Genomic DNA, 24,081 nt, shown 5'->3' on the forward strand with positions numbered 1-24,081 from the left:
CCCGAAAGCCCTTGGGGCTCCAAATCGGAGGGCGTCTTATAGTGTCGTCGAAAACAGAACGCAACGACCGTAAAAGCGGTAAAAAACCGGTCTTCGGAAACCGGTCTTCCGGCCCGCGCGAAAAGGGCCAAAAGCCCGTCGCACAAGGCTTTTCCAGCCGCGAGGAGCCCCTTCGCGCGCCCCGTCCGGCGGACCGAAGCAAGTCCGACGCCGATAATTTTCTCTGGGGCCGTCATCCGGTCCTGGCCGCGCTGGCGAATCCCGCGCGTCGCGGCATGGGCCGGTTGCTGGCCACGGCCGAGCGCGCCGCCGAGATCGAACAGGGCCAACTGGCCCACGGCCACAAGATCGAGGTCGTCGAGGTTCAGGCCCTGAGCCGGATGCTGCCGGCCGGCGCCGTCCACCAGGGCCTGGCCTTCAAGGTTCAGCCGCTGGAGGGCGTTTCGCTGGAAGAGCTGGCCGAACCAGCCCAGGGCGTCATCGTCATGCTGGACCAGCTGACGGATCCCCAGAACGTGGGCGCCATCTTCCGCTCGGCCCTGGCCTTCGGCGCGCGGGGCATCGTCGTCCAGGACCGCCACGCCCCCGCCCTGGCCGGCGCCCTGGCCAAGGCGGCGGTCGGCGCGACCGAACGCCTGCCCCATGCGCGCGTGACCAATCTGTCGCGCGCCCTGGAGCGGCTGGCCGATCTGGGCTGGCGCGCCGTCGGCCTGGACGGCGCTGGCGAACAGACGCTGGAAGAGGCGCTGGACCGCCAGCCGACCGTTCTGGTCATGGGGTCCGAAGGCGACGGCATCCGCCGACTGGTCGCCGAACACTGCGATGTCCTGGCCAAGATCCCCATGCCCGGCGGATTCGAGAGCCTGAACGTCTCCAATGCGGCCGCCGTCGCGCTTTATGAGGCGACGCGCGCGCAACGCGGCTGACAGACGGCCGGACCGGCGTTAAGGAGCGGACATGGAATTTCTCTCGTCTCCCGAACTCGCCAGCCAGGCCACGGCGCTGGGCCAGGTCCTGCTGATGGACCTGGTCCTCGCCGGCGACAACGCCGTCGCCGTGGGCCTGGCCGCCGCCGCCCTGCCCCAGGATCAGCGCAAGAAGGCCATTCTGATCGGTCTGGCCGCCGCCGTCGTCATGCGCATCGGCTTCGCCCTGATCACGGTCCAGCTTCTGGCCCTGGTCGGCCTGCTGCTGGCCGGCGGGCTGCTGCTGCTGTGGGTCTGCTGGAAGATGTGGCGCGAACTGCAGGAGCAGCGCACCCACGACCAGGCCGAGGCGGAGAAGGAGCTCGAGCTCGCCATGAGTATCGAGCACGGCACCGGCCCCTCGCCCGAAGAACTGGGGCTCAAGCGCAAGTCGTTCGGCGCCGCCCTGCTCCAGATCATGGTCGCCGACATCACCATGTCGCTGGACAATGTGCTGGCCGTCGCCGGCGCCGCTCATGAACATCCGTGGATCATGGTCTTCGGCCTGATCCTGTCCATCGCCCTGATGGGGGTGGCGGCGACCTTCATCGCCAAACTGCTGCACCGTTTCCGCTGGATCGGCTATATCGGCCTTGTCGTGGTCCTGTATGTCGCCCTCCACATGATCTGGGACGGCGCCCGCCAGGTGGTGGTCCGCACCGGCAATATGGATGAGTTCAACGCCTCGGCCCCGGCCTTCATCGAGATCAGTCCCGAGGAAGCCGCCAAACACCTGGGGCACAAGCGCACCGAGACCAGCCCGACCCCGGCCCCGGCCGAACCCGCCGCGCCGGCGCCGACGCCCGCGCCATGACCGTCGCCACGGTCGATGTCGAAACGGCCGCCGCCTGGCTGCGCGCGGGCGAGGCCGTTCTGATCGACGTGCGTGAGGCGGACGAGTTCGCCGCCGCCCGCATCGACGGCGCGATTCTGGCCCCCCTCAGCGCCATGCCCGCCGCCTGGGAGGCGCTGGACCTCCCGGCGGATCGCCGGATCATCGTCATGTGCCTGCGCGGCGGCCGCAGCCACCAGGTCTGCGCCTTCGTCGGCCCGACCGGCCCCGAGGGCCAGCCCCTGTTCAACCTGACCGGCGGCATCCAGGACTGGCGCGCCGCCGGTCTGCCGATCATCGAGGCCTAGGCCGCTTCGGAATACTGGTCGAACGCCCTCAGGGCGTCGGCCGCGTACATCAGGGCCGGCCCGCCGCCCATATAGACGCACATCGCCATGGCCTCGGCGATCTCGTCGCGCGTGGCTCCCAGATCCTTCAGCGCCTTGGCGTGAAAGCCGATGCAGCCGTCGCACCGCTGCGTCACTCCGATGGACAGGGCGATCAGTTCCTTGGTCTTCTTGTCCAGCGCCCCTTCGGCCGTGGCCGACTTCGCCAGTTCCGAAAAGGCCTGCATCGGCCCGGGCTGCAGCCGGCGCAGTTCGCCGATGTAGGTCGAGATGTCGCGGGTCAGCGCCGCATAGTCCTTGGCCATGACAGCCTCCTTCTCAATTCATATTTTTACGATATGAGACGAGCATGGAATGTAAAGACGCCATGACGGTGAAATTGTCCCACGCCCTTCCGCAGCGCGTGGACGACGCCTCCGCCTTTCTGAAGGGTCTGGCCAATCCCCACCGGCTGATGATCTTGTGCGCCCTGGCCCAGGGCGAGCGGAACGTCTCGGCCCTGATCGCCGAAACGGGCGTGGCGCCCGCCTCCATGTCGCAGCATCTGTCCAAGCTGAAGGACGAGGGGGTGGTGGATTTCCGCCGCGACCACCGCACCCTGACCTATTTCATCGCCCATCCCGCGACGATCCAGATCATGGCCGTGCTGTACGACCATTTCTGCGCACGCGACGACGCCTGACCGGGCGCGGCTTTGCGCCGCGCCCGGGGCGCTCAAGCGTAGAGTTTAATCCGTTGTCCCTGCCTTCAGGGGGAACCGGCCGTTCGGCTTAGTCCGCCCCGCCGAACCGTTCGGACCATTCGGCCACCTGGGCGTCCTCGATCTTGGCGAACAGAACGCCCTGGGCCGCCACGGCCTGACCGACGGCCAGGCTGTTCAGCACATCCTCGTCAGCCCCGGGCCAGCTCAGGTCGCTGGACCCGACCGACGCCGCGATCTTCTCGGCCGAGAAGGGCAGGATCGGCGCCGCCAGACGCGCGAACAGGGCCACCAGATTCAGCCCGGTCCGCACACCCACCGCCGCGCGGTCGCGGTCGGTCTTCAACGCCGTCCAGGGCGCCGCGACCTGCAGATATTCGTTGCCCAGCACCCAGACGGCGCGCAGCGCGGACGCGGCCTTGCGGAACTCCATGGCCTCGAATTGTTCGGTCGCCTCGGCGATTCCCGCCTTGATGTCGGCTTCCAGCTGGATCTCGACCGGACCCGCCTCGCCGCCCTCGGGCACGACGCCGTCGAACTTCGACTCGGCGAATTTGACGATCCGGTTGACGAAATTCCCCAGCACATCGGCCAGGTCCTTGTTGGTCGAGGCCTGGAAATCCTCCCAGGTGAAGGCCGAGTCCGCGTGTTCCGGCCCATAGGCCGTCAGGCGCCAGCGCCAGTAGTCGGCCGGCAGCAGTTCCAGCGCCTGGTCCATGAAGACGCCGCGTTTCTGGCTGGTCGAGAATTTGCCGCCGTACCAGTTCAGCCAGTTAAAGGCCTTCAACTGGTCCACCGTCTTCCACGGCTCGCCCGAGCCGATTATGGTCGCCGGGAAACTGACAGTGTGGAAGGCGACATTGTCCTTGCCCATGAACTGGACATAACGGACGTCCTCGGCCCCCTCGTCCAGACGCCACCAGTCGCGCCAAGACCCACCGGTCGCCTCGGCCCATTCCTCGGTCGCGGCGATATATTCGATGGGGGCGTCAAACCAGACGTAGAAGACCTTGTCCTCCATGCCCGGACGGGGGAAGCCGTCCTTCAGCACCGGCACGCCCCAGGCCAGGTCGCGGGTGATGCCGCGGTCGATCAGCCCCTCGTCCAGATGCTTGTAAGCGATGGACTTGGCCAGCACCTGCCAGCCGCTCTTGCCGTCGACCCAGGCGCGGATCTGAGGCTCGATCCTGGTCTGCAACAGATAGAGATGGCGCGTGTCGCGCACCTCCAGGTTCTTGGAGCCCGACACCGACGAATAGGGATCGATCAGGTCGGTCGGATCCAGCAGCCGGCCGCAGTTGTCGCACTGATCGCCGCGCGCGCCGACATGGCCGCAGTGCGGGCAGGTGCCCTCGACATAGCGATCGGGCAGAAAGCGGGCGTCGTCGATCGAATAGATCATCCGATCCACCCGCTCCTCGATCAGGCCGTTCTTCTCCAGCGCCTCGGCGAAATGCTGGGTCAGGCGATGGTTCTGCGGGTTGGACGACCGGCCGAACCAGTCGTAGCTCAGGCCGAAGGCCTGGCCGGCCGCCTTCTGGATCTCGTGCTGTTCGTCGCAATAGGTGCGCACGTCCTGGCCGGCGGCGGCGGCGGCCAGTTCGGCCGGGGTGCCGTGTTCGTCGGTGGCGCAGATATAGAGGACCTCATGCCGGCTTCCATCAGGAAGAACTTGGGCCCGCTTGAACCGCGCCCAGACGTCGGCCGGCAACATCGAGCCCGCCAGATTCCCCAGGTGCTTGATGCCGTTGATGTAGGGCAGCGCCGAGGTGATGAGGATGCGGGCCATGATCGTCCAGGAGTTCGGGGAAGCGCAGGGATATAGAGAGCGGAAGCGGCGACGTCACCTCTCCCTCCCCTACATGGGGACGGAGAGTCTATGGCAGGCGTCGCGCCACCCTGACGAACCGCCCGGTCAGCAAGACAGACGACGCCAGGCTCGCGATCACCACCGCCCAGACCAGACCGTCGACGCCCATCCGGTGCGCCAGAATCCAGCCCAGCGGCATCATCACCGCCCCATAGGCCACGAAATGCATGATCGTGGGCCACCAGACGTCGCCCGCCGCCCGGTTCGCCTGGGCCGCCACCACCTGGATTCCGTCCGCCACGAAGAACAGGGTGGCCAGCACCAGGGCCGGGGCGGCGATGGCCAGCAGGACCGGATCGCGATTGTAGGCGCCCACGATCAGATGCGCGCTGGGCCACACCAGCAGGGCGACCACGAAGGTCATGGCCGTGACCACCCCCAGCCCGACCAGACCCGCCCGCAACACCCCTCGCCCGTCGCCCGCCCCATAGCTGCGCCCCACCAGCACCGCCGTCGCCGACGACAGGCCCATGGGCAACATGAAGACGATGGCCGAGACGTTCAGCACCACCGCCCAGGCCGCCGTCTCGGCGGCGCCGATCTGACCGGCGAAGAAGGTGAAGCCCGAAAAGGCCCCGACCTCGATGAAATAGGACGCGCCGGCGCCCAGGCCGACCTTGACCTGTTCGCGCGCCGCCTTGGGGTCGCGTTCGGGCTTGTCGAAGATACCCAGCGCCCGCGCCTCGGGCAGGCGCAGGATATAGACCACCAGGAAGATCGCCAGCGCCGCCCGCGCCCCGAACGTCGCCCAGGCCGAGGCGAAGGCGCCGTCGAAGCCGATGCCCAGCAGGTCCGGCACCAGCACGATGTTCAGCGCCAGATTGACCCCGTTGGCGATCCACATGGCCACCATGCCGGGCTTGGGCCGTCCCAGGGCCTCCAGGAAGAACTGGCCCGTCACCGAGATCAGATAGAAGGGCATGGACAGGGCGAAGACCACTAGGGCCGGCCCCGCCCCCTCGGCCAGTCCGTCCTCCAGCCCGATCTTGCCCAGGCCCCAGGGACCGACGGCGATCAGGGCGATCATCGACACCACCCCGATCTGCAGCGAATAGGTCATGCCCCGCCTCAGCACAGACCCGACCGCGTGCCGCCGTCCCTCGCCCAGCATTCGCGCCGTCATCACCTGCACGCCCAGCATCAGGCCCACCGCCGTCGTCACCACGATCGAGGTCGGCGCCCAGGCCAGCGAATGGAAGGCCAGTTCCTTGCTGGAGAAATTCCCCACCACGATGGCGTCCGTCAGCCCCATGGTCATGATGCCGATCCGCGCCAGGATCACCGGCCATGCCAGGTGCAGCAGGTCGCGAAAGGCGGAACGGGTCTGGAAACTGAGCGCGATCATCGGAGCCGGCACAGGCCACGCCCGACCGCCCCGGTCAACACCCAAAAACCGTGCAGCTCTGGCCTACCAGGCGCCCAGTTCGCGAAGCTGGCGCACCAGTTCCTCCGGCGCCTCGCCCGCGTCGAGGTCGGTCAGATCGACCGGCGCGTCCTTGGGCTCGAAATAGCGCCAGCCCTGGAAGGGCCGGCGCGCCATCGGCGCCGTGCGAACGACCTTGGGCTCCAGCGTGATCTCGCACCGGCTCTGCTTGCCCTCGCCCAGGGTGGCGATGTCGAGCACGCGCTGGCGGCAGACGATCACGCCCTTGACCACCCAGTACAGCGATCCGCCGTCCTCGATCTCGGGCGCGCGTTTCGGCGTCATCCGGGTATGGACCACCAGCGGCCCGCTCCTGGCCGCGCGGGCCTCCAGCCAGTCGACGTCGGGAACCCCGACGCCCAGTTTGATCATGTGAAGCGGCATGGCGCCCACGTAGTCGCCCTTATCCGCCTTGGCCAGATTCTTTAACGACGAAGCCGGATCATGGCCCGCGCGCTACGGGACGCCACGGAACCAGTATGTACGGATTGATCACGCGCCTGACCGCATACCCGGGTCGCCGCGACGAACTCGCGCTGCTCCTGATGGACCCCGCCGTCAGGAAGCACGGCTGTCATTCCTATATCGTCGCGCACGATCTGGTCGACGCCGACGTCCTCTGGGTCACGGAGGTCTGGGCCGATCAGCCGACCCATCTGTCCTGGAGCGAAGATCTGCGTCAAAGCGGCGCCTGGCGCCCCATCTACGGCCTGATGGCCAAGATGGACGACTCGATCCTGACCCGGCCGCTGGGCGGTCTCGGGCTTTAGTCCGCCGCCTTCACCACCGCCAGCACGGCCGCCTCGACCACCTGATCGCCCACAGCCGCCACATGCTCGACGACCCCGTCGAAGGGCGCCGTCAGCGCGTGCTCCATCTTCATCGCCTCAAGCACGACAACCGGCTGGCCCTTGGTCACAGCGTCGCCCGCCTTGACCGGGGCGGCGACGACCTTGCCCGGCATGGGGGCGCGGAGGGAGCCGTCTGAGAAGGCGCCGGTATCCCCGCCGCGGTTGGCACGAGCCCACTCCACAGGGTAAGCGTCGCCTTCCGCGAAAATGACGGTCTCCTCCACATCGAAAAAGCCGAGGCTTTCGTCTCCAACCGTGACCCGGTTGACCGCGCCTGTCCGGCGGTTGCCAGGATGGATCGCAATCGGACGATTTGCATCACCGTCGGTGAACTCGAACTTACCGCTTCCTAGAAGTTGGACCGCGTCAGATACTCCCGCGACGCTGATGTACTGTCGACCTGCGGGAGCGTTCATTCTGAGCCCTAGAAGCCCGTCCGACCTGCTGCTCCAGGGAGATGGCCTATCTTCATAGTAGGGTTCAGCCCACTTCATATTCTGCACAAGCAGAGCCGCTCCTGCTAAGCCGACCTCACGAAGGCCTCTCCCGACCACGAGCGTCCCCTCTTCCGCCGCGATGAACCCCGTATCCACGTCCCCCGCCACAAAGCGCGGATGGTCCAGGCAACGTTTCAGGAAGCCGGCATTGGTCTTGACCGGCCAGACCTCGACCTCGCCCGCCGCCTCGGCCAGCCGCGCCGCCGCCGCCTCGCGCGTGTCCTCATGCACGATCAGCTTGGCGATCATCGGGTCGTAGAACTGGCTGACCTCGCCGCCCTGTTCCACGCCGGTGTCGACGCGGATTCCTTCGGGCATGACGAAATGCTCCAGCCGGCCGATCGACGGCAGGAAACCGGTCGCCGGGTCCTCGGCATAGAGGCGCGCCTCCATGGCCCAGCCGTTCAGCTTGATCTGATCCTGCTTCAGCGGCAGGGGCTCGCCCGCCGCGACGCGGAACTGCCATTCGACCAGGTCGACGCCGGTCACGCTCTCGGTCACCGGGTGCTCGACCTGCAGCCGGGTGTTCATCTCCATGAACCAGATCCCGTCCGCCTTCAGCCCGTCCGAGGCGTCGGCGATGAATTCGATGGTCCCGGCCCCGACATAGTTGACCGCCTTGGCCGCCTTGATCGCCGCGCCCGTCACGGCGGCCCGCACGGCCTCGCTCATCCCCGGCGCCGGCGCCTCTTCGATCACCTTCTGATGGCGGCGTTGCAGCGAACAGTCCCGCTCATACAGATGCACGACATCGCCGTGCCGGTCCCCGAACACCTGCACCTCGATATGGCGCGGGCGGGTGATGTAGCGTTCGATCAGCACCCGGTCGTCGCCGAAGGCCGCGGCCCCCTCGCGCTTGGCGCTGGCCAGACCGGCGGCGAAATCGGCCGGATCATCGACCCGTTTCATCCCCTTGCCGCCGCCGCCCGCCACCGCCTTGATCAGCACCGGATAGCCGATCCGCGCCGCCTCGGCCGTCAGGGTCGCTTCCGACTGGTCCGCGCCCTGATACCCCGGCGTCACCGGCACCCCGGCCTGGATCATCAGTTCCTTGGCCGCGTCCTTCAGACCCATGGCCCGGATCGAGGCCGGGTCCGGTCCGATCCAGATCAGACCCGCCGCTGCAACAGCTTCCGCAAAGTCCGCGTTTTCGCTCAGGAATCCGTAACCGGGATGGATCGCCTCCGCCCCCGTCGCCTTGGCCGCCGCCAGCACCTTGGCGCCGTCCAGGTAGGATTCGCGCGCCGCCGCCGGGCCGATCCGCACCGCCTCGTCGGCCTCGCGCACATGCAGGGCCTGGGCGTCGGCCTCGGAATAGACGGCGATGGTGCGTAACCCCATCCGCTTGGCGGTGCGGAAGACACGACAGGCGATTTCGCCGCGATTGGCGACCAGGACGGACTTGAACATGACGCGTTCTTAGCCGGATCGTCCACGCCTGCACAGCCGTTCTCCCTCCCCTTCATGGGGAGGGACGGCGGAGCGCAGCGGAGCCAGGGTGGGGCGGTCATGGCCATTTCGCTCGCGCCCTTTCGGGCCCCACCCCGATCGCTCCGCGATCGCCCCTCCCCAAAATGGGGAGGGAGAGTTTCCGTCTCGCTCTCGACCCGCTATCCCTCCCCCATGTCCCTGCGCCCCCTCTTCGTCACCCAGGTCTATGAAGCCTCCCTCGCCGAGGGCCGAGGCTGGGCCGAGTTCAACGAGCAACTGATCGACGTCGTCCGCCTGATGGCCGAGGAGGACGCGGCCGGCCGCCGCTGGTGCCGCGACAACGCCTATCGCGGCTACACCTCCTACGCCTCGCTGAACGACCTGCCCCAGCGCTTCCCCGAGTTCGCCGAGTTGAAACGCCACCTCGACCGGCACGCCGTCGCCTACGCCAAGGCCCTGAATTTCGACCTGGCCCGCAAGCCCCGGCTCGACAATCTCTGGGTCAACATCCTCAAGCCCGGCGGCGGCCACACCAGCCATATCCACCCTCACGCCTTCTTGTCGGGCACCGTCTATATCGACATCCCCGACGGCGCCTCGTCGCTGAAACTGGAAGACCCCCGCCTGCCCTTCATGATGGCCCGCCCCTCCGTCACCGAGGACGCGACCGAGGCCGAACGCCCCTTCGTCTATCTGACGCCCCGCCCAGGCACGATCCTGATGTGGGAAAGCTGGCTGCGCCACGAGGTCCCGACCAACCAGGCCAAGTCCGACCGCATCTCGATCAGCTTCAACTACGCCTGAGACGAACTTCCGCCCCATTCCAGCGTCGCCCCGATTGAATGGCGCGCTGTCTCGGGACCCCCGTAGGGGTGGAGGGGCTTTTGACGCCCCACCGACTTTTCCGAGGCGTTTGCCCCCTCCGTCACGGCGCTCTGCGCCGCGCCACCTCCCCCAAGGGGGGAGGATCTCCGTCATCCCACTCCTCCCCCCCTGGGGGAGGTGGATCGCCGCGCAGCGGCGAGACGGAGGGGCCCCGAACGGCGCCAACTGTCACAATGACGCTGGTCTCACCCCAGCGATTCCAACGGCTTGTCAGTTTCTCGCCCCGACTTCCCGCCTGGGTTCGCCCGCCCCCTATAATCACGCCCGGTCTCGTCGCTTGGAGGGCTCGCTTGGCCTGCGACCTTGCGGCGGCGGGAGCGGATGGAACGGGAGCGGGGGTGCAACTCCCCCGCGCCAACGGCGTCTCAGGACGTCGGCGGAGGGTCGAGGGGGATACTCGGCCGCACTCGGGACGGTTCTTCGCAGGGACCGCCGACCCGTCGCAGGCTTATGGGGTTAGGCGATAAGACCGCCACCGCTCGGCGCCCCGAGCTTGCAGGCCAACCATTCGCGCGGGGCGTCAAACCTTCGTCGAAACGGTACTCAAAACACAAAACTCCGGGCGAAGGCCCGGCGCCCTGCCCAGCCCTCCATAACTTCGCAGCGAAAGCGCGAGGACGATCAGACGCGTCCGGTCTTTCTCAACAGCCTGTCCCGCGCCGCATTGACCCGCGTCGCCAGGCCCTCGGTTCCGCCCTGGTCGGGGTGGGCGCGGCCCATGGCCTTTTTCCAGGCCGTGCGGATCTCGGCCTCGGTCGCGCCGGGAGGCACGCCCAGAACGGCGCGGGCGTCGGCTTCGCTGATCGGTTCAGATCGCACCACGAGCCGGATGCGCGACGACCAGGCCAGATACAGCCCCGCCGCCGCCAGCACGCCTGCCCACAACCAGGCGCCGCGAAACGCCGACAAGGCGCCCCCGGCCAGCAGCACCGATCCCAGCAGGGTCGCCGTCACGCGCCAATGGGCCCGGCCGCGCCGCTCGGTCTGGCGGCCCAGCCGCACCAGGGCCCAGACGGCGATCGCCGCCAGGGCCAGCCAGATCAGGCTCATGCGGTCAGATCGCCTTTCAGGCGGCCACGTCCAGAGGCGCCAGGGCCTGTTCCAGACCCATGGCCTTCATCAGGTTGCGCAGTTCCTGGCGCGCCGCGACATGGGCCAGGGACACGGCCACCGGACGAATGTCGTTCGACAGGTCGGCGACGGTCAGGCCGAACGGGAACAGTTCGCGATAGATGACCCGGTCGCGCAGGCCCGGCCCGACGCGGAAGCCGACCCGTTTGGCCAGCTTGTTCATCCGCTCTTCCAGGCGTTTGCGGTTGCGCGCCTCGGCGACGGCCAGGCGATTGGTCACCACCAGCCAGTCGATGGTGGCGTTCCGGCCCTGGCTGATCGCCCGGACCTTGCGCGCCTCCCAGACGCTTTCGGAATAGATCGAGGGTTTCAGCAGATCCAGCGACACGGGGTCCACCTCGCCCAGCAGGTCGAAGTCGACGAAACTGTCGTTCATCGGCGTCACGATCTGGTCGGCCCGCGCGTGGGCCGCGCTGGACACGGCGGTGTCGCCGCCGGGGGTGTCGATCAGGATGGCGTCCACGCCCGCCGCCACGGCCTCGTCGAAGGCGCGTTCGAAGGCGGCGATCTGCTCGTCCACCCCGCCCTTGGCCAGGGCCTTGCCGTCGCCCATGTCGGGCATAAAGGGCTGGGGCAATTCCTGCCTGTTCGCCGCCAGCCAGGCCAGGCGATTGGTGAAGAACCGCTGCATCGACCGCTGGCGCAGGTCCAGATCGATGATCGCGACAGAGCGCCCCGCATGCAGCAGGCCGGTGACGATATGGATCGCCAGGGTGGACTTGCCCGCCCCGCCCTTCTCGTTGCCGAGGACGATCACGTGAGGCTGCGTCATGGAGGATACCCTCTGTGGCGACCGACGCGACTCAACACTGCGCGGCCTTCGGACGGGGCAGAGTCGGCGCACCGGCCGCAAACGTCAACGAGGCGTTAACGCGTAGCTGTGGACTTCAGCCCCAAGTTCAGCCGGCGCGGCGGCACCACGGGTCCGCCACCTGGGCGGCGGCGCACAGGGCGGACGCGGCCTCGACCGGAATCGGCCCGACCTTCAGCCGCGTCAGGCTGCGGCCGTTGACCTCGACGCCCTCGAACACCGGCGACAGGTTCGACAGGCTGGCGCGGGCCTTCAGCTGCGTCCAGGCGGCCTGCGCCCCGGCCTGGCTGGAATAGGCGCCCAGCTGGACCATGCGGCCTTCGGCGCGCGGACCTGCGTCAACGACGGCGGGGCGCAGCATGGGCGGCTCGCTCCGCGCGACAGCCTGTTCGACCATGGCCCTGGCCACGACCGGCGCAGCGGCGCGCAGGGCCGGCTCGACCGCCGGCTCCGCCATCCGCGCCACGGCGCCGCGCAGGCCGTCTTCGCTCTTGTCTTCGGCCAACGCCAGGGAGCCGCCCCGGCTCAGGACGTCCCGCGCATCCCACATCTGATGCGGCGTGAGCACCGCCACATGGACGGGCGAGAATTTGGCGGGACGCAAGCCCTGGGCCTGCGCTGTCTGACGCGACGCCGCGCCGGAACCGATGGCCTTGGGATCCAGCGGGATGTCGATGGCGGCCACGCGCTCGGCCATCGCCTGGAAACTCTGGCGGTCGCCCTCGACCGCCCCACAGCCGGCAAGGGCCAAGGTAAGCGCGATCAGAACTGGACGGGTCGCTCGTGCTGGCGTCATAAGCACGACCCTAGCCGCCAGGGTTTGAAGTCTGGTGCATCAACACGCTTAAGCCAAAGGGTTAACCGCTTCACCATGACCGAGCCTGCGTCCCTCCCCGTCGTCCGCACCGTGGCGGAACTGCGCGCCGTCGTGCGTGACTGGAAAAGACAAGGCCTGACCGTCGGCATGGTTCCGACCATGGGCGCCCTGCACGAAGGCCATCTGACCCTGGTGCACGAGGCCGGCCGCCGCGCCGACCGCGTCGTGGCCTCCAACTTCGTCAATCCGACCCAGTTCGCCGCCAACGAGGACCTGGGCCGCTATCCTCGCCGTCAGGAGGAGGACGCCCGGCTGCTGGCCGGCGCCGGCTGCCATCTGATGTTCGCCCCGACGCCGGAGGAAATGTACCCGCAGGGCTTCGCCACCAGCGTCGCCGTGGCCGGGCCTGCGCTTGGGCTGGAAGGCGATTTCCGGCCCCAGATGTTCGGCGGGGTCGCCCTGATCGTGACCAAGCTGTTCAACCAGGTCCAGCCCGACGTCGCCGTGTTCGGCGAGAAGGACTATCAGCAGTTGATGGTAATCCGTCGCTTCGTCCGCGACCTGGACCTGCCGGTCGAGATCATCGGCGCCCCGACCCAGCGGGATGAGACCGGTCTGGCCCTGTCTTCGCGCAACGACTATCTGTCCGACGCCGAACTGGCCGTCGCCCGCCGCCTGAACGTGATCCTGGCCGAGGCCGCCGCCGGCGCCGCCGCGGGCCGCCCCCTGCCCGGCGTCGAACGGGACGCCTATTCCGCCATCCTCAAGGCCGGGTTCGAACGGATCGACTATGTCGCCGTTCGCCATGCCGAAGACCTGTCGCCGTTCCGCGACGGCGTCGTCGACGCCCCGGCGCGCATCCTGGCCGCCGCCTGGCTGGGCAAGACCCGGCTGATCGACAACCGGGCCGTCTGAGCTCGAGACAAAAAGAACCCGACGCGGACGCCGGGTTGAAAAAGGTTCGGTGATGGTGCGTCCCAAAAAGGGACAGGCCCTTCATTGGACGCTTCGGTTAACAACTTCCTAAGTTCAGCGCCCTAGGCGCCGCGATCCGGAAGCCAGACGGTCTGACGGCCGCTGGGTCCCGTCGGCCAGGTCAGTCGCCAGCCTTCGCCGGCTCGCACCGGGGTGAAGTCCGACTGGGCGCCCAATCCGGGAAAGGCGAACCGCGTCCCGTCGACGTCGATCGTGGCGGCCCCGCCGCCCGGCGCCCTGGCCCGCCAGCGCCCGCCCGGTCCGCGCATGACCTCCGCGCGCTCCCCGTCGATCAGAACGACCGGGGGCGCGCCGTTCGATCGGCCGGACACGATGACCGCCGATCCATCGGAATCGACCGCGTCCAGCGCGCCTTGACCGTCCAGCCGCACCGTCGGCTCGCCGGCCGCGACCAGCACGATAGGCCCCGCCCCGCCCCTAATCAGCACCAGAGTTTCGGGAGACGGCGCGGCGTCCTCGCCGACCTGAACCTCGGGCGTCAGCCGGATGTCCCCCGGCGCGGCCGGAACGCGCAGCTCGAATCGTCCCGTAGCGTCGGCGCCGACCGCCACCGCCGCCCCGTCGGCCCCGCGCAGCACCACGCGGGCGTCCGGCCCCGCCCGGCCCTGAACCAGGATCATCGCCCCGTCGCGCCTTGCGGTCTGAACATGAGGAGGCTGCACCCAGGGGGAGGTCGCCTCGGCGTCCGCCGCGCGCGGCGCGCCCTCGCCGTCACGGGAACAGGCCGACAGGGCCGCGACCATAGTCACGGATACGGCGGCCATGGCGATGATCCGACGTTTCATCCTGCGTCCCGACGATATAAGGCTGGCGGCCAAGCGCCCGGGGATTCTGTTACCCCGACCGCCGCCGGTTTGGCCATGGGCCGACCCGGCATTCGTTCAGTTGAGGCTCCATGTCCCTGCCCCCCGTTTTGATCCAGCCCTTCGACGGCCCGTCCGTCTGCCTGTTCTGCGGCTCTTCCGACCGCGCCGATCCCGCCTATACCGAGGCCGCCCGCGCCTTCGGCAGGGCCACAGCCGAGGCAGGCTGGCGTCTGGTCTATGGCGGCGGCGGCGTGGGCCTGATGGGCGCCTCGGCGCGCGGCGCCCATGACGCCGGCGGTCGTGTCGTCGGCATCATGCCGGCCTTCCTGCGCAGCCGCGAACGCCTGTTCGACGAGGTCGAGACCGTCGTCGTCACCTCGATGCACGAGCGCAAACAGCTGATGTACGACCAGTCCGACGCCTTCGTCGTCGCGCCCGGGGGCATCGGCACCCTGGAAGAAGTCGTGGAACTGCTGTCGTGGAAACGGCTGGACCTGCACCAGAAGCCGGTCGTCTTCCTGAACCTGAACGGCTTCTGGGAGGGCTTCTTCGCCCTGATGCGTCACAGCGTGGACGAAGGCATGACCCCCGCCTCCTTCCTTGACGCCTGGACGGTGGCGGAGTCGGTGGAAGAGGCCATGGTGCTGATCCAGGGCGACGCCGACACGGCCGTCCAGCAATATGATCGCCGATAGGTGATCGGCGCTAACAAATAATGCGGGCGCGTCTTGACAGTTTTTATCGAAAACTGACATTGGCGCGACGGCACGACGCCGTTCTTCAATCCGGAGACTTGCTCATGCGCGCCCTGCTCATCGCCGCCGCCCTGTTCGCGGCCGCCCCGGCCGTGGCCCAGGCCCCCGCCGCCACCCGCCTGACCCTGGCCGATTCGGCCAAAGCGCCGGCCCGCGCCACCATCATCGACGGCGCCCGCTGGTCCTGCGAAGGCGCGGCCTGCACCGCCTCGGGCGGCACGGAACAGCCGGCGACGCGCGCCTGCCGCCGCGTGGTGCAGAAGTTCGGCCCCGTGACCGCCTTCACCTACAAGGGAACCGAGCTGAGCGCCGAAGAACTGGCGGTCTGCAACGCCTGATCGGGCGGGGGCGGCCTTAGGCCGCCTCGCCTTTCAGCCGCCGCTGAATGGTCTCACGACCGATCAGCGGCGCCATGGCCGCCATGTCCGGCCCATGCGCCTGACCCGTCAGGGCCAGACGCAACGGCATGAACAGGGCCTTGCCCTTGGCGCCGGTCTCGGTCTTGACGGCGTTGGTCCAAGCGGACCAGGCGGTGTCGTCGATCACTTCCGGCAGCAGGGCGGCGGCGGCGGCGATGAAGGCGGCGTCCTCGATCACCGGCTGGATCGGCCCGCGCACGATCTTCGCCATTTCAACCACATCGGCGAACTTGCTGAGGTTGCCCCGCACCACCGACCAGAAGGCCTCGCCCAGGTCGGCGTCCAGCGCCTGTAGCCGCGGCTGGGCGGTGGCGTAGTCCATGACGTGCAAGGCCTGTGCGTTCAGCCGGTCCAGGTCCGCCGTGTCGTAACGCGCCGGCGAACGTCCCATCTTGGTGAAGGCGAAACTGGCGCCCAGAGCCTGCACCGACTCGGCCACTTCCAACGGATCCGAAGTGCCGATCCGGCCCAGGTGGCTGGTGATGGCGATCGGCTCATAGCCCTGGTCGCGCATGTCGCTGATCGACAGCGAACCCAGACGTTTCGACAGGGCCGCGCCGTCGGCGCCGACCAGCAGCGGCATATGGGCGAAGCCGGGAATCGTCGCGCCCAGGGCTTCGAAGATCTCGATCTGGGCGCCGGTGTTGGTGACGTGGTCCTCGCCCCGGATGATGTGGCTGATGGCCATGTCGATGTCGTCGACCACGGACGGCAGGGTGTAGAGGAACAGGCCGTCCTCGCGGATCAGGACCGGGTCGGACATGGAGGCGGTGTCGACCTCGGCATGGCCGCGCGCCAGGTCTTCCCAGGCGACGCGCTTGCCTTCCAGCTTGAAGCGCCAGTGGGGACGACGGCCCTCGGCCTCATAGGCGGCCTTCTGATCTTCGGTCAGCTCAAGCGCGGCGCGGTCGTAGATCGGCGGCAGGCCGCGCGACAACTGCACCTTGCGACGGCGATCCAGTTCGTCGGCGGTCTCATAGGCGGGATAAAGCCGGCCGGACGCCTTCAGCCTGGCGGCGGCCTCTTCGTAGCGGTCGAACCGCTTGGACTGGTTGTAACGCTCGTCCCAGGTCAGACCCAGCCAGGCCAGATCGTCCTCGATCCCCTGTTCGAACTCGGGCGTGGAGCGCGCCAGGTCGGTGTCGTCGATGCGCAGCACGAACGACCCGCCCTGCCCCTTGGCGAACAGCCAGTTCACCAGGGCGGTGCGGACATTGCCGACGTGCAGCTTACCCGTCGGCGACGGGGCGAAACGAACCTTGACGGACATGGGATAGCGACCTTGAAAGCGAGGCGGCTAGGTCGCGCCGCAACCCGGCGAAGTCAAGGCGCGGGTTGGATCGAAACACCCGTCATGATAGACTTATCGCCGTCATGAACGCTCCCGTGCAGATCAGGAAGCCCGAAGTCGCCGAACGACTACGCCAACGCGCCAAGAGCGAAGGCAAGTCGATCACCGAACTGGTGGAGACGATGCTGGCTGAGCGCATCGCGGCGGACGAGGCCCGAGCCTCCGACGACAGGGAGAATCGTCGCGCGGCGGTCGAAGCCATCCTGGCTCGCGTCAGCGCGATGCCTAGATTGGCGACATGGCCAACGGACGACGATTTTTATGATGAGGACGGCCTTCCAAAGTGATCGTCGTGGATGCGTCGGCGTTAGTCGCCATCCTGGCCGGCGAGCCGGAGGCAGACGCTTTTATAAAGTTGCTGATTGAAACACCGTCGCTGTTGTCGCCGCTCGGGTTTTGGGAGACGACAGTCGCCGCGCGCCGCGTCCTAGGCCCCGACGGCCAGCAAAGCCTGCTCGCGCTGATGGACGCTCTTCGCATTGAGATCACTGCCGCAGGCGGAGAGACGGCGCGGATCGCGGTGGAGGCCGAGACAAGGTTCGGCAAACGCACGCCAGCCAAGCTGAACCTGGGCGACTGTTTCGCCTACGCCCTGGCGAAGGAACGCAACCTGCCCCTGCTCTACAAGGGCGACGATTTCAGCCGGACCGACATCGAACCGGCCTTGCCCGTCTGAGATCAGTCGTCGCGGTGGACGCGTTCGCGGCGTTCGTGGCGTTCCTGAGCCTCGACCGACAGGGTCGCCGTGGGGCGGGCCTCGAGACGTCCCAGGCCGATCGGTTCGCCGGTGTCCTCGCAATAGCCGTAGGACCCGTCCTCGATCCGACGCAGGGCGTCATCAATCTTGGAGATCAGCTTGCGTTGACGATCACGGGTGCGCAACTCCAGCGCGCGATCCGATTCCGACGAAGCCCGATCCACCAGATCGGGGTGGTTTTCGGTCTCGGCCTTCAGATTGACCACCGTGCCCTTGGACTCTCGAAGGATGTCGTCCTTCCAGTCCAGAAGCTTTTTCTTGAAATAGGCAAGCTGCCGTTCACTCATGAACGGCTCGTCGTCAGACGGCCGATACGGACCGGTTTCGTCGGACACAACGGACGCCAAAGCGTTCATCGCACTCACGCTCTCTAAGCACGCCCCCCTGTGGCGTATGGGCCGTATAGTGGGGTCCGCGAGTCCCGGCAACGGCGTTCGCGATTCCGTGATCATGATTAGGCGAAGCGTTGAACCGCGTGACATTTGGCGCGCAGTTTTCGCGCTCCGATTTGAAATACTGAAGCTTTCAGCTTTCGGAGCTGCGGCGGCGCATCTCCGCCTTGGCCAGTTCCACCGATGCTCTCAGGTCGATCTGGTCCAGCAGGTCGTTCAGTCCTGCATCCCCGTCATCGGGCCGATCCTCGCGCAACGTCCGGGAGAGTTGCTGCAGCACGGCCTCGTCCGGCTCGCCGGACAACAGGGCCATCTTCATCTCGTCCAGCCGGTCCAGCAGACCTGCGCCCCGTTTCACCGCGCGGCGTCGCTTCTCCAGCGGTCCCTCGATCCCCTGGAGCGCCATCAGGGCCGAGACGTCATTGACCCCCGATGTCGCCGCACTGGCGGAGGCGGCGGACGGCGCGGCGGTCGCGCCGGTCTGGCCCAGCGAAAATCCGGCGCTGGCGCGCGCAGGCTTGCCGCCCGTCGGCGCGCTGGGTCCCGTAGTCCCTGTGACCTTCATCGGCGGAGGCTCCGTCTCATGACGCCACCCTTTGGCGAACGGAATGACCTTTTGGTTAACGCCCAGGCAAAAACTGCCGCCGCTCCCGCTCTCACCACAGAACGAAGTCAGTTATTTCAGTAACTTAAACCACGGCACGATCTTCGCATCATAATGAATGAAACGCCTTTGGGACGTCCGACCGATGCAGAATCTGCTTGCCCGCCTTGTCGCGCCTCTCACCGCCTTTGCTGCGCTGGGCCTCGTCGCGTCTCCAGCCCTGGCCCAGTCACGAATCAAGGATATCGCCGCCGTCGAGGGCGTTCGCGGCAACCAGCTGGTCGGATACGGCATGGTCATGGGGCTGAACGGAACCGGCGACTCGCTCCGCAACTGCCCCTTCACCCGTCAATCGCTGGAAGGCATGACCGAGCGTCTCGGGGTCAATATCCGCGGCGCCAACGCCAACACCAAGAACATGGCCGCCGTCATGGTCTCGGCCGAGCTGCCGGCCTTCGCCACGCCCGGCTCGCGCATCGACGTCAATGTCTCATCCATGTGCGACGCCAAGAGCCTCCTGGGCGGGGCGCTGGTCGTCACCAGCCTCCAGGGCGCCGACGGCCAGGTCTATGCGGTCGCCCAGGGTTCGGTTCAGACCGGCGCCGTCTCGGCTTCCGGCGGTTCAGGCTCGTCGGTGACGCGCGGCGTGCCGACCGCCGGCCGCATCGCCTCGGGGGCCTCGGTCGAGCGCGAGACCGGGTTCGAGATGTCCAATATGAACGAGGTGCGCCTGAACCTCCGCAACCCCGACTTCACCACAGCCCAACGCGTCGCCGCCGTGGTCAACGCCGCCTATCCCGGCACGGCCCTGGCCGAGAACGGCACGGTCGTCACCCTGCGCGCCCCCGGCCAGCTGGGCATGGCGGGCTTCATCAGCCGCGTGGAGAACCTGGCGGTCACGGTCGACTCGCCGGCCAAGGTGATCATCGACGAGGTCAACGGCGTCATCGTCATGGGCGATGCGGTGCGGATCTCGCGCGTCGCCATCGCCCAGGGCAATCTGACCATATCGGTCGATGAACAACTGTCCGTCAGTCAACCTGCACCCTTCAGCCAGGGCCAGACCGCCGTCATCCCCGACTCCCAGGTCAGCGTCGAAGAGGATCTGGGCACCCAGATGCGGATCGTCGGCGGTGGAACAAGCCTGTCCACCCTGGTCAACGGCCTGAACGCCCTGGGCGTCAGCCCGCGCGACATGATCAGCATCCTACAGGCCATCAAGGCGTCGGGCGCCCTGCAGGCCGACATCGAGGTGATGTGACCATGACCGACCTGTCTGTCCCTACCGACCTGATCCGCCCCGTCCAGGGCCTGGCCGCCGGCGTCGGCGATGCGACCAAGGCCAAGATCAAGGAAACCGCCGAGGCCTTCGAAGCGTCCTTCCTGTCGCAGATGCTGAAGCCGATGTTCGAAGGCCTATCGACCGACGGCCTGTTCGGCGGCGGTCAGGGCGAAGCGACCTGGCGCAGCTTCCTGCTGGACGAGATGGCCAAGAAGACGGTCGCAGCGGGCGGCATCGGCCTGGCGGGGCCGGTGATGAACGAAATGCTGAAGATGCAGGAGGGCGCGCAATGAGCGACGCCGAACTCGCCACCGCCCGCGTCCGCCAGTTGCTCGACCTGACGCGCCGCCTGACGGATCGCCTGGCCGCCGAAACGCGGGCCTTCGAAGAAGGCAGGCCCCAGGACGTCGCCGCCAGCCTGGCCGAGACACAGGAGATGGCCAATCTCTATCGTCGCGACTCCGGCCATGTGAAGGCCAATCCCGCCCTGCTCAGCGGCGGCCTGGCGACCGATCGGATGGCGTTGATCGAAGCCACGCGCGCCTTTGACGCCGTTCTGTCTCGCCACGCCAGCGCAGTCGAGGCGGCGCGGAAGATTTCGGAAGGCCTGGTGCGCGCCATCGCCCACGAGGTCGCCGCCGCCCGCACGCCCGCTTCGGCCTATGCCGCCGACGGCCGCGCCGCACAGGGCGATGGTCGCGCCGTCGCCTTCAACCGCAAGGCCTGACTTCGGCGCGTTTCGACAACCGCGGTCGTTGTCGCCGTTGCCGATTTTTTAAGCGCCGCCATGCATGCTGTCGGCATGTCGATGACTGCTCGCCTCCTGGGTCTGGCCTTTGCATCTGCGGATGCGCTCGTCGAGATCGACGCCAAGGGCTCCGTGGCCTTCGCCTTGGGGGCCGGACCGTCTCCGGGGCAGGATGTCGGCGCCCTGTGGACCGGCAAGCCGCTGCTCGATTTCCTGCATGAAGGCGCAGGGGCCGTCGAAACTCTGCTGGCCACCAAGCCGGGCGGGCGCAGTCCCGCCACCCAGATCCTGATCCGCGTCGGAACGGACCGGGTTCGACGCGCCTCGCTCCGGGCCTTCATCCTGCCTCAGTTGGCCCCCGCCATATCCTGCTCGATCTCCTATGAAGGTCCCGCCATCGCACTGGCGGACGTCGAGACCCCGCCCCTGTCGGATGCGGAAGGATTTCTGGCTCAGGCGGCCTGTATCGTCGAGGGCGCCCCAGGCCTGTCTCTGGCCTTTCTTGATATCAGAGGCCTCGAATGCCTCGGCGGCGAAGTCGCCGACAAGGTGTATCGCCGCATCGAGGCGACGCTGCAGTCCGCCGCCGCACAGGGCTCCTCAGCCGCCCAGATCACGCCTGAACGTTTCGCCGTCCTGCGCCCCAGCGGCGACACGCGTGACCTGGCGGCCGAGATCGTCGAGGCTGGCCGCGCGGAAGGCGTGGACCTGGGCGCCGAGTCCTTCATCTCCAGCGTTCCCAAAGGCGCCGACACCCTTTGCGTGTTGCGCGCCATGCGGTTCGCCATCGAAGGCTGCCTCAAGGATGACGGCCTGGCCAATCCGCAGATCGCTTTCTCGGACTCGCTGAAACGCACCTTCCGCGACGCCGAGGCCTTCCGCAGCGTGGTCAAGTCGCGTGAGTTCCAGGTCCACTACCAGCCCATTGTTCATCTCGCCTCTCGCTCGGTCCACCATTTCGAGGCCCTGGCGCGGTTCAGCTCCAACAACAACGGCCCGGCCAACGCCATCCGCATGGCCGAGGAGCTGGATCTGATCGAATCCTTCGATCTCGCCGTCGCCGAAAAGGTGCTGAAACGCATGCGGGCGCCGGGCGCCGGCCTGCTGAAGATGGCGATCAACGTCTCCGGCTCCTCCCTGGGCGACGACACCTATGTCGAACAGTTGCTGCACATGACCGCCGGATCGCCGGCAGAGCGCAAACGCCTGATCGTCGAGGTCACCGAGACGTCAGCCCTGGCCGACATAGAGGCGGCCAACCGCCGCCTGGCCGCCCTGCGCGAAACCGGGATCAAGGTCTGTATCGACGACTTCGGCTCCGGCGCCGCTTCCTACGACTACCTCCGCAAGCTGACGGTCGATGCAGTCAAGATCGACGGCTCCCTGGTGCGCGATCTCGAGACAGACGAATTGGGCCGCGACTTGCTGCGCAATATCGTGGAGCTGTGCCGTTCCATGAAGCTCGAGACCATCGCTGAAATGATCGAGACCGAAGGCGTGGTGACCGAGTTGAAGGCGCTCGGCGTGGAATACGGCCAAGGCTGGCTGTTCGGCCGGGCCGAGGCGGAGCCCCGCACCCAGTTGGCCAGCGCCGCGCCCGTCCGCCGCCGTGGAGCGGTCGAAGCCTGGGGCTGAGATCAGGTATATGACGTATTGACCTGATCAGTCTTGACCGGGCTTGACGCGAATCGCTCCATATACCATCGGTATGCGCGGCCAAGTCCGGGTTGGATGCAGGCCTGAAAACGGCCCGTTCCGAACCTTCATTGGCTCCGGGGCGGGCCGTTTTGCATGACCTCGCAGACGCCTTGTTTCACAAGGCCGCCCTTAGTGGGCCGCCGCCGTCGGCAGGTGTTCCTTCTCGAACCGGCCCACCTGATCCACCAGGGTTCGGGCGGCCTGGTTCATGCCGATGACCTCCACCTGGGCACCCTGGCGGCGATAGCGGAAAACGACCTTGTCCACGGCGGCGACGCCGGTCAGATCCCACAGATGGGCCTCGGTCATGTCGATCTCGACGCGCTTGGGATGGCCGTGGTGTTCGAAGCTGGCGGCGAACAGATCGGCTGAGGCGAAGAACAGCTGGCCGGTCACGCGATAGCGCAGCACGCCCTCCTCCGGGGTCTCGATCTCGGTCACGGCGATGGTCTTGCCAATTTTGCGCATGAAGAAGACCGCCGACAGCAGGACGCCCAGGATCACGCCCTTTGAAAGGTCGTGGGTGGCGACCACTGTGACGGTGGTGGCGATCATGACGACCGAGGACTGGAACGGGGTCGAACGCAGCTTCAACACCGAGCCCCAGTCGAAGGTGCCGATGGACACCATGATCATCACGGCGACCAGGGCCGCCATCGGGATCTGGGCGACCCAGTCGCGCAGCACCAGGATCAGGAACAGCAGGAACAGACCGGCCCACAGGGTGGACAGCCGACCTCGCGCGCCGGAGGTGACGTTGATGATCGACTGGCCGATCATGGCGCAGCCCGCCATGCCGCCGAACAGGGGCGACAGGATGTTGGCGATGCCCTGGCCGCGCGTCTCGCGGTCCTTGTCCGACGGGGTGTCGGTGATGTCGTCCAGCAGATTGGCGGTCAGCAGGCTTTCCAGCAGACCGACGAAGGCCAGGGTCGCCGAGATCGGGGCGATGATGGCCAGGGTTTCCCAGGTCAGGGGCACGGCCGGCAGGTGGAACATGGGCAGGGTCGAAGGCATCTGGCCCATGTCGCCGACGGTGCGGACGTCCAGCCCGGTCATGATGACGAAGGCGCTGATCAGGACGATGGCGACCAGGGACGACGGCACGGCCCTGGTCAGGCGCGGGAAGCCGTAGATGACGACCAGGGCGGCCCCGACCAGGGCGAAGGTCTGCCAGTTGGCGCCGATCAGCTCGGGCATCTGGGCCAGGAAGATCAGGATCGCCAGGGAGTTGACGAAGCCGGTCATCACGCTGCGGCTGACGAACCTGATGTAGCGGCCCAGCTTCAGCAGGCCGATGATGATCTGGAACACGCCGCACAGGATCGAGGCGGCGAACAGGTATTCAAGCCCGTGGTCGCGGACCAGACCGACCATCAGCAGGGCCATGGCCCCGGTGGCGGCCGAGATCATGGCCGGACGACCACCGACGAAGGCGATGGTCACGGCGATGACGACGCTGGCGTAGAGACCGACGGCCGGATCGACGCCGGCGATGATGGAGAAGGCGATAGCCTCGGGGATCAGGGCCAGGGCGACGACGGTCCCCGCCAACAGGTCGCGGCGAGGGTTGGCGAGCCATTGCTGGCGCGCGGAGGCGATAAGGGACATGTGGGGTTCATCTGGGGTCTGCCGCCGACCTGGCGCGCGGCCATGGGTCGTGTGCGGCGGGTTTCCCGGCGGATCGGCGGCCGGGATAGCCACCCGACGCTT

27 protein-coding genes, 2 pseudogenes and 1 other annotated feature (1 of these 30 only partly in view) are annotated in these 24,081 nt (G+C 67.5%); of the genes and pseudogenes, 16 read left to right on the top strand and 13 right to left on the bottom strand.

The window, feature by feature from the left end:
- Positions 1-41: 41 nt before the first annotated feature.
- The 3 genes from rlmB to ACW18C_RS11215 are packed head-to-tail and all read left to right on the top strand — an operon-like array spanning position 42 to position 2,105.
- Positions 42-926, top strand: coding sequence for a 23S rRNA (guanosine(2251)-2'-O)-methyltransferase RlmB (gene rlmB, locus ACW18C_RS11205; RefSeq protein ID WP_492070927.1), 885 nt, complete (start codon positions 42-44; stop codon positions 924-926).
- 31 nt (positions 927-957) lie between these two features.
- On the top strand, positions 958-1,779 hold the full coding sequence (locus ACW18C_RS11210; RefSeq protein ID WP_008262837.1) for a TerC family protein: 822 nt from the start codon (positions 958-960) through the stop codon (positions 1,777-1,779).
- Positions 1,776-2,105, top strand: a complete 330-nt coding sequence (locus ACW18C_RS11215; RefSeq protein WP_008259958.1) for a rhodanese-like domain-containing protein — start codon at positions 1,776-1,778, stop codon at positions 2,103-2,105. Before ACW18C_RS11210 ends, ACW18C_RS11215 begins: the two co-directional genes overlap by 4 nt.
- Here ACW18C_RS11215 and ACW18C_RS11220 read toward each other — a convergent pair.
- On the bottom strand, positions 2,102-2,449 hold the full coding sequence (locus ACW18C_RS11220; protein WP_008258902.1) for a carboxymuconolactone decarboxylase family protein: 348 nt from the start codon (positions 2,447-2,449) through the stop codon (positions 2,102-2,104). The two genes, ACW18C_RS11215 and ACW18C_RS11220, sit on opposite strands and share 4 nt — an antisense overlap.
- Positions 2,450-2,493: 44 nt before the next feature.
- Between ACW18C_RS11220 and ACW18C_RS11225 the strand changes: the two genes are divergently transcribed.
- Complete coding sequence (locus ACW18C_RS11225) at positions 2,494-2,826, top strand: ArsR/SmtB family transcription factor (protein WP_230307715.1); 333 nt, start codon at positions 2,494-2,496, stop codon at positions 2,824-2,826.
- Between the two features lie 88 nt (positions 2,827-2,914).
- Here ACW18C_RS11225 and metG read toward each other — a convergent pair whose 3' ends face one another.
- The 3 genes from metG to ACW18C_RS11240 form a co-directional block, all read right to left on the bottom strand.
- Positions 2,915-4,633, bottom strand: a complete 1,719-nt coding sequence (metG, locus tag ACW18C_RS11230) for a methionine--tRNA ligase (protein ID WP_492070929.1) — start codon at positions 4,631-4,633, stop codon at positions 2,915-2,917.
- 88 nt (positions 4,634-4,721) lie between these two features.
- Positions 4,722-6,071 (bottom strand): MATE family efflux transporter, encoded by a 1,350-nt coding sequence (locus ACW18C_RS11235; RefSeq protein ID WP_426026240.1) that lies wholly within the window; start codon positions 6,069-6,071, stop codon positions 4,722-4,724.
- Positions 6,072-6,122: 51 nt separating this feature from the next.
- Positions 6,123-6,521, bottom strand: a complete 399-nt coding sequence (locus tag ACW18C_RS11240; protein ID WP_492070930.1) for a DUF1489 family protein — start codon at positions 6,519-6,521, stop codon at positions 6,123-6,125.
- A 95-nt stretch (positions 6,522-6,616) separates the two neighbouring features.
- Between ACW18C_RS11240 and ACW18C_RS11245 the strand changes: the two genes are divergently transcribed.
- A complete protein-coding gene (locus tag ACW18C_RS11245; protein WP_292150569.1) occupies positions 6,617-6,907 on the top strand; it encodes a putative quinol monooxygenase in 291 nt (96 codons plus the stop codon).
- Here ACW18C_RS11245 and ACW18C_RS11250 read toward each other — a convergent pair.
- Positions 6,904-8,895 carry an acetyl/propionyl/methylcrotonyl-CoA carboxylase subunit alpha gene (locus tag ACW18C_RS11250; protein WP_492070932.1) on the bottom strand — a complete coding sequence of 664 codons (1,992 nt, stop codon included), beginning with the start codon at positions 8,893-8,895 and terminating at the stop codon, positions 6,904-6,906. The two genes, ACW18C_RS11245 and ACW18C_RS11250, sit on opposite strands and share 4 nt — an antisense overlap.
- A 213-nt stretch (positions 8,896-9,108) precedes the next feature.
- Between ACW18C_RS11250 and ACW18C_RS11255 the strand changes: the two genes are divergently transcribed.
- Positions 9,109-9,720 (top strand): TIGR02466 family protein, encoded by a 612-nt coding sequence (locus tag ACW18C_RS11255; protein ID WP_492070933.1) that lies wholly within the window; start codon positions 9,109-9,111, stop codon positions 9,718-9,720.
- 702 nt (positions 9,721-10,422) lie between these two features.
- On the opposite strand, the gene ACW18C_RS11260 is transcribed toward ACW18C_RS11255, so the two are convergent.
- The 3 genes from ACW18C_RS11260 to ACW18C_RS11270 all read right to left on the bottom strand — a co-directional run bounded on the left by ACW18C_RS11260 (position 10,423) and on the right by ACW18C_RS11270 (position 12,494).
- A complete protein-coding gene (locus ACW18C_RS11260; protein WP_492070934.1) occupies positions 10,423-10,851 on the bottom strand; it encodes a J domain-containing protein in 429 nt (142 codons plus the stop codon).
- A gap of 16 nt (positions 10,852-10,867) precedes the next feature.
- On the bottom strand, positions 10,868-11,704 hold the full coding sequence (locus ACW18C_RS11265) for a division plane positioning ATPase MipZ (protein WP_035308288.1): 837 nt from the start codon (positions 11,702-11,704) through the stop codon (positions 10,868-10,870).
- Between the two features lie 127 nt (positions 11,705-11,831).
- Positions 11,832-12,494 carry an SPOR domain-containing protein gene (locus ACW18C_RS11270; RefSeq protein WP_492070936.1) on the bottom strand — a complete coding sequence of 221 codons (663 nt, stop codon included), beginning with the start codon at positions 12,492-12,494 and terminating at the stop codon, positions 11,832-11,834.
- A gap of 120 nt (positions 12,495-12,614) precedes the next feature.
- On the opposite strand from ACW18C_RS11270, the gene panC reads away from it, so the two are divergent.
- A complete protein-coding gene (panC, locus tag ACW18C_RS11275; protein ID WP_008259248.1) occupies positions 12,615-13,475 on the top strand; it encodes a pantoate--beta-alanine ligase in 861 nt (286 codons plus the stop codon).
- A gap of 122 nt (positions 13,476-13,597) precedes the next feature.
- Here panC and ACW18C_RS11280 read toward each other — a convergent pair whose 3' ends face one another.
- Positions 13,598-14,341: a hypothetical protein gene (locus ACW18C_RS11280; RefSeq protein ID WP_008263486.1), complete on the bottom strand. Its 744-nt coding sequence runs from the start codon at positions 14,339-14,341 to the stop codon at positions 13,598-13,600.
- A gap of 110 nt (positions 14,342-14,451) precedes the next feature.
- Between ACW18C_RS11280 and ACW18C_RS11285 the strand changes: the two genes are divergently transcribed.
- Entirely contained in the window at positions 14,452-15,057 is a 606-nt protein-coding gene (locus tag ACW18C_RS11285) for an LOG family protein (protein WP_154725530.1), read from the top strand.
- A gap of 104 nt (positions 15,058-15,161) precedes the next feature.
- Positions 15,162-15,455 (top strand): DUF8200 family protein, encoded by a 294-nt coding sequence (locus tag ACW18C_RS11290; protein ID WP_035308281.1) that lies wholly within the window; start codon positions 15,162-15,164, stop codon positions 15,453-15,455.
- A 16-nt stretch (positions 15,456-15,471) separates the two neighbouring features.
- Here ACW18C_RS11290 and gltX read toward each other — a convergent pair whose 3' ends face one another.
- Positions 15,472-16,806, bottom strand: a complete 1,335-nt coding sequence (gene gltX, locus ACW18C_RS11295) for a glutamate--tRNA ligase (protein WP_492070939.1) — start codon at positions 16,804-16,806, stop codon at positions 15,472-15,474.
- Positions 16,807-16,910: 104 nt separating this feature from the next.
- Here gltX and ACW18C_RS11300 point away from each other — a divergent pair, with 104 nt between their 5' ends.
- Both ACW18C_RS11300 and ACW18C_RS11305 read left to right on the top strand, forming a co-directional pair.
- Entirely contained in the window at positions 16,911-17,174 is a 264-nt protein-coding gene (locus ACW18C_RS11300; RefSeq protein WP_052005001.1) for a type II toxin-antitoxin system VapB family antitoxin, read from the top strand.
- Entirely contained in the window at positions 17,171-17,563 is a 393-nt protein-coding gene (locus ACW18C_RS11305; protein ID WP_492070941.1) for a type II toxin-antitoxin system VapC family toxin, read from the top strand. The genes ACW18C_RS11300 and ACW18C_RS11305 overlap by 4 nt, the downstream gene beginning before the upstream one ends.
- A gap of 2 nt (positions 17,564-17,565) precedes the next feature.
- Here the strand turns inward: ACW18C_RS11305 and dksA are convergent, their stop codons facing one another.
- Together dksA and ACW18C_RS11315 are read right to left on the bottom strand one after the other, a co-directional pair.
- Positions 17,566-18,000, bottom strand: coding sequence for an RNA polymerase-binding protein DksA (gene dksA, locus ACW18C_RS11310; RefSeq protein ID WP_081836181.1), 435 nt, complete (start codon positions 17,998-18,000; stop codon positions 17,566-17,568).
- A gap of 169 nt (positions 18,001-18,169) precedes the next feature.
- On the bottom strand, positions 18,170-18,601 hold the full coding sequence (locus tag ACW18C_RS11315) for a flagellar assembly protein FliX (protein WP_008260169.1): 432 nt from the start codon (positions 18,599-18,601) through the stop codon (positions 18,170-18,172).
- Between the two features lie 184 nt (positions 18,602-18,785).
- Here ACW18C_RS11315 and ACW18C_RS11320 point away from each other — a divergent pair, with 184 nt between their 5' ends.
- The 5 genes and pseudogenes from ACW18C_RS11320 to ACW18C_RS11340 form a co-directional block, all read left to right on the top strand.
- Entirely contained in the window at positions 18,786-19,901 is a 1,116-nt protein-coding gene (locus ACW18C_RS11320) for a flagellar basal body P-ring protein FlgI (RefSeq protein WP_035308278.1), read from the top strand.
- 2 nt (positions 19,902-19,903) lie between these two features.
- Complete coding sequence (locus ACW18C_RS11325; RefSeq protein WP_008263546.1) at positions 19,904-20,215, top strand: rod-binding protein; 312 nt, start codon at positions 19,904-19,906, stop codon at positions 20,213-20,215.
- Positions 20,212-20,649, top strand: coding sequence for a hypothetical protein (locus ACW18C_RS11330; protein ID WP_008259237.1), 438 nt, complete (start codon positions 20,212-20,214; stop codon positions 20,647-20,649). The genes ACW18C_RS11325 and ACW18C_RS11330 overlap by 4 nt, the downstream gene beginning before the upstream one ends.
- A 795-nt stretch (positions 20,650-21,444) precedes the next feature.
- A pseudogene (locus ACW18C_RS11335) lies at positions 21,445-22,167 on the top strand (EAL domain-containing protein); the annotation flags it as partial.
- A 97-nt stretch (positions 22,168-22,264) separates the two neighbouring features.
- Positions 22,265-22,327: pseudogene (locus tag ACW18C_RS11340) on the top strand (hypothetical protein); the annotation flags it as partial.
- Between the two features lie 170 nt (positions 22,328-22,497).
- Here the strand turns inward: ACW18C_RS11340 and ACW18C_RS11345 are convergent.
- The gene (locus ACW18C_RS11345) at positions 22,498-23,979 is read right to left on the bottom strand and encodes a SulP family inorganic anion transporter (protein ID WP_492070944.1); all 1,482 of its coding nucleotides are present in this window, start codon (positions 23,977-23,979) and stop codon (positions 22,498-22,500) included.
- 59 nt (positions 23,980-24,038) lie between these two features.
- Positions 24,039-24,081: a sequence feature (sul1 is cis-regulatory element that is thought to sense ions involved in sulfur or methionine metabolism; They are found in Alphaproteobacteria), on the bottom strand; it runs 19 nt beyond the window's last position.

The organism is Brevundimonas sp. FV1ye7S (assembly GCF_058680995.1).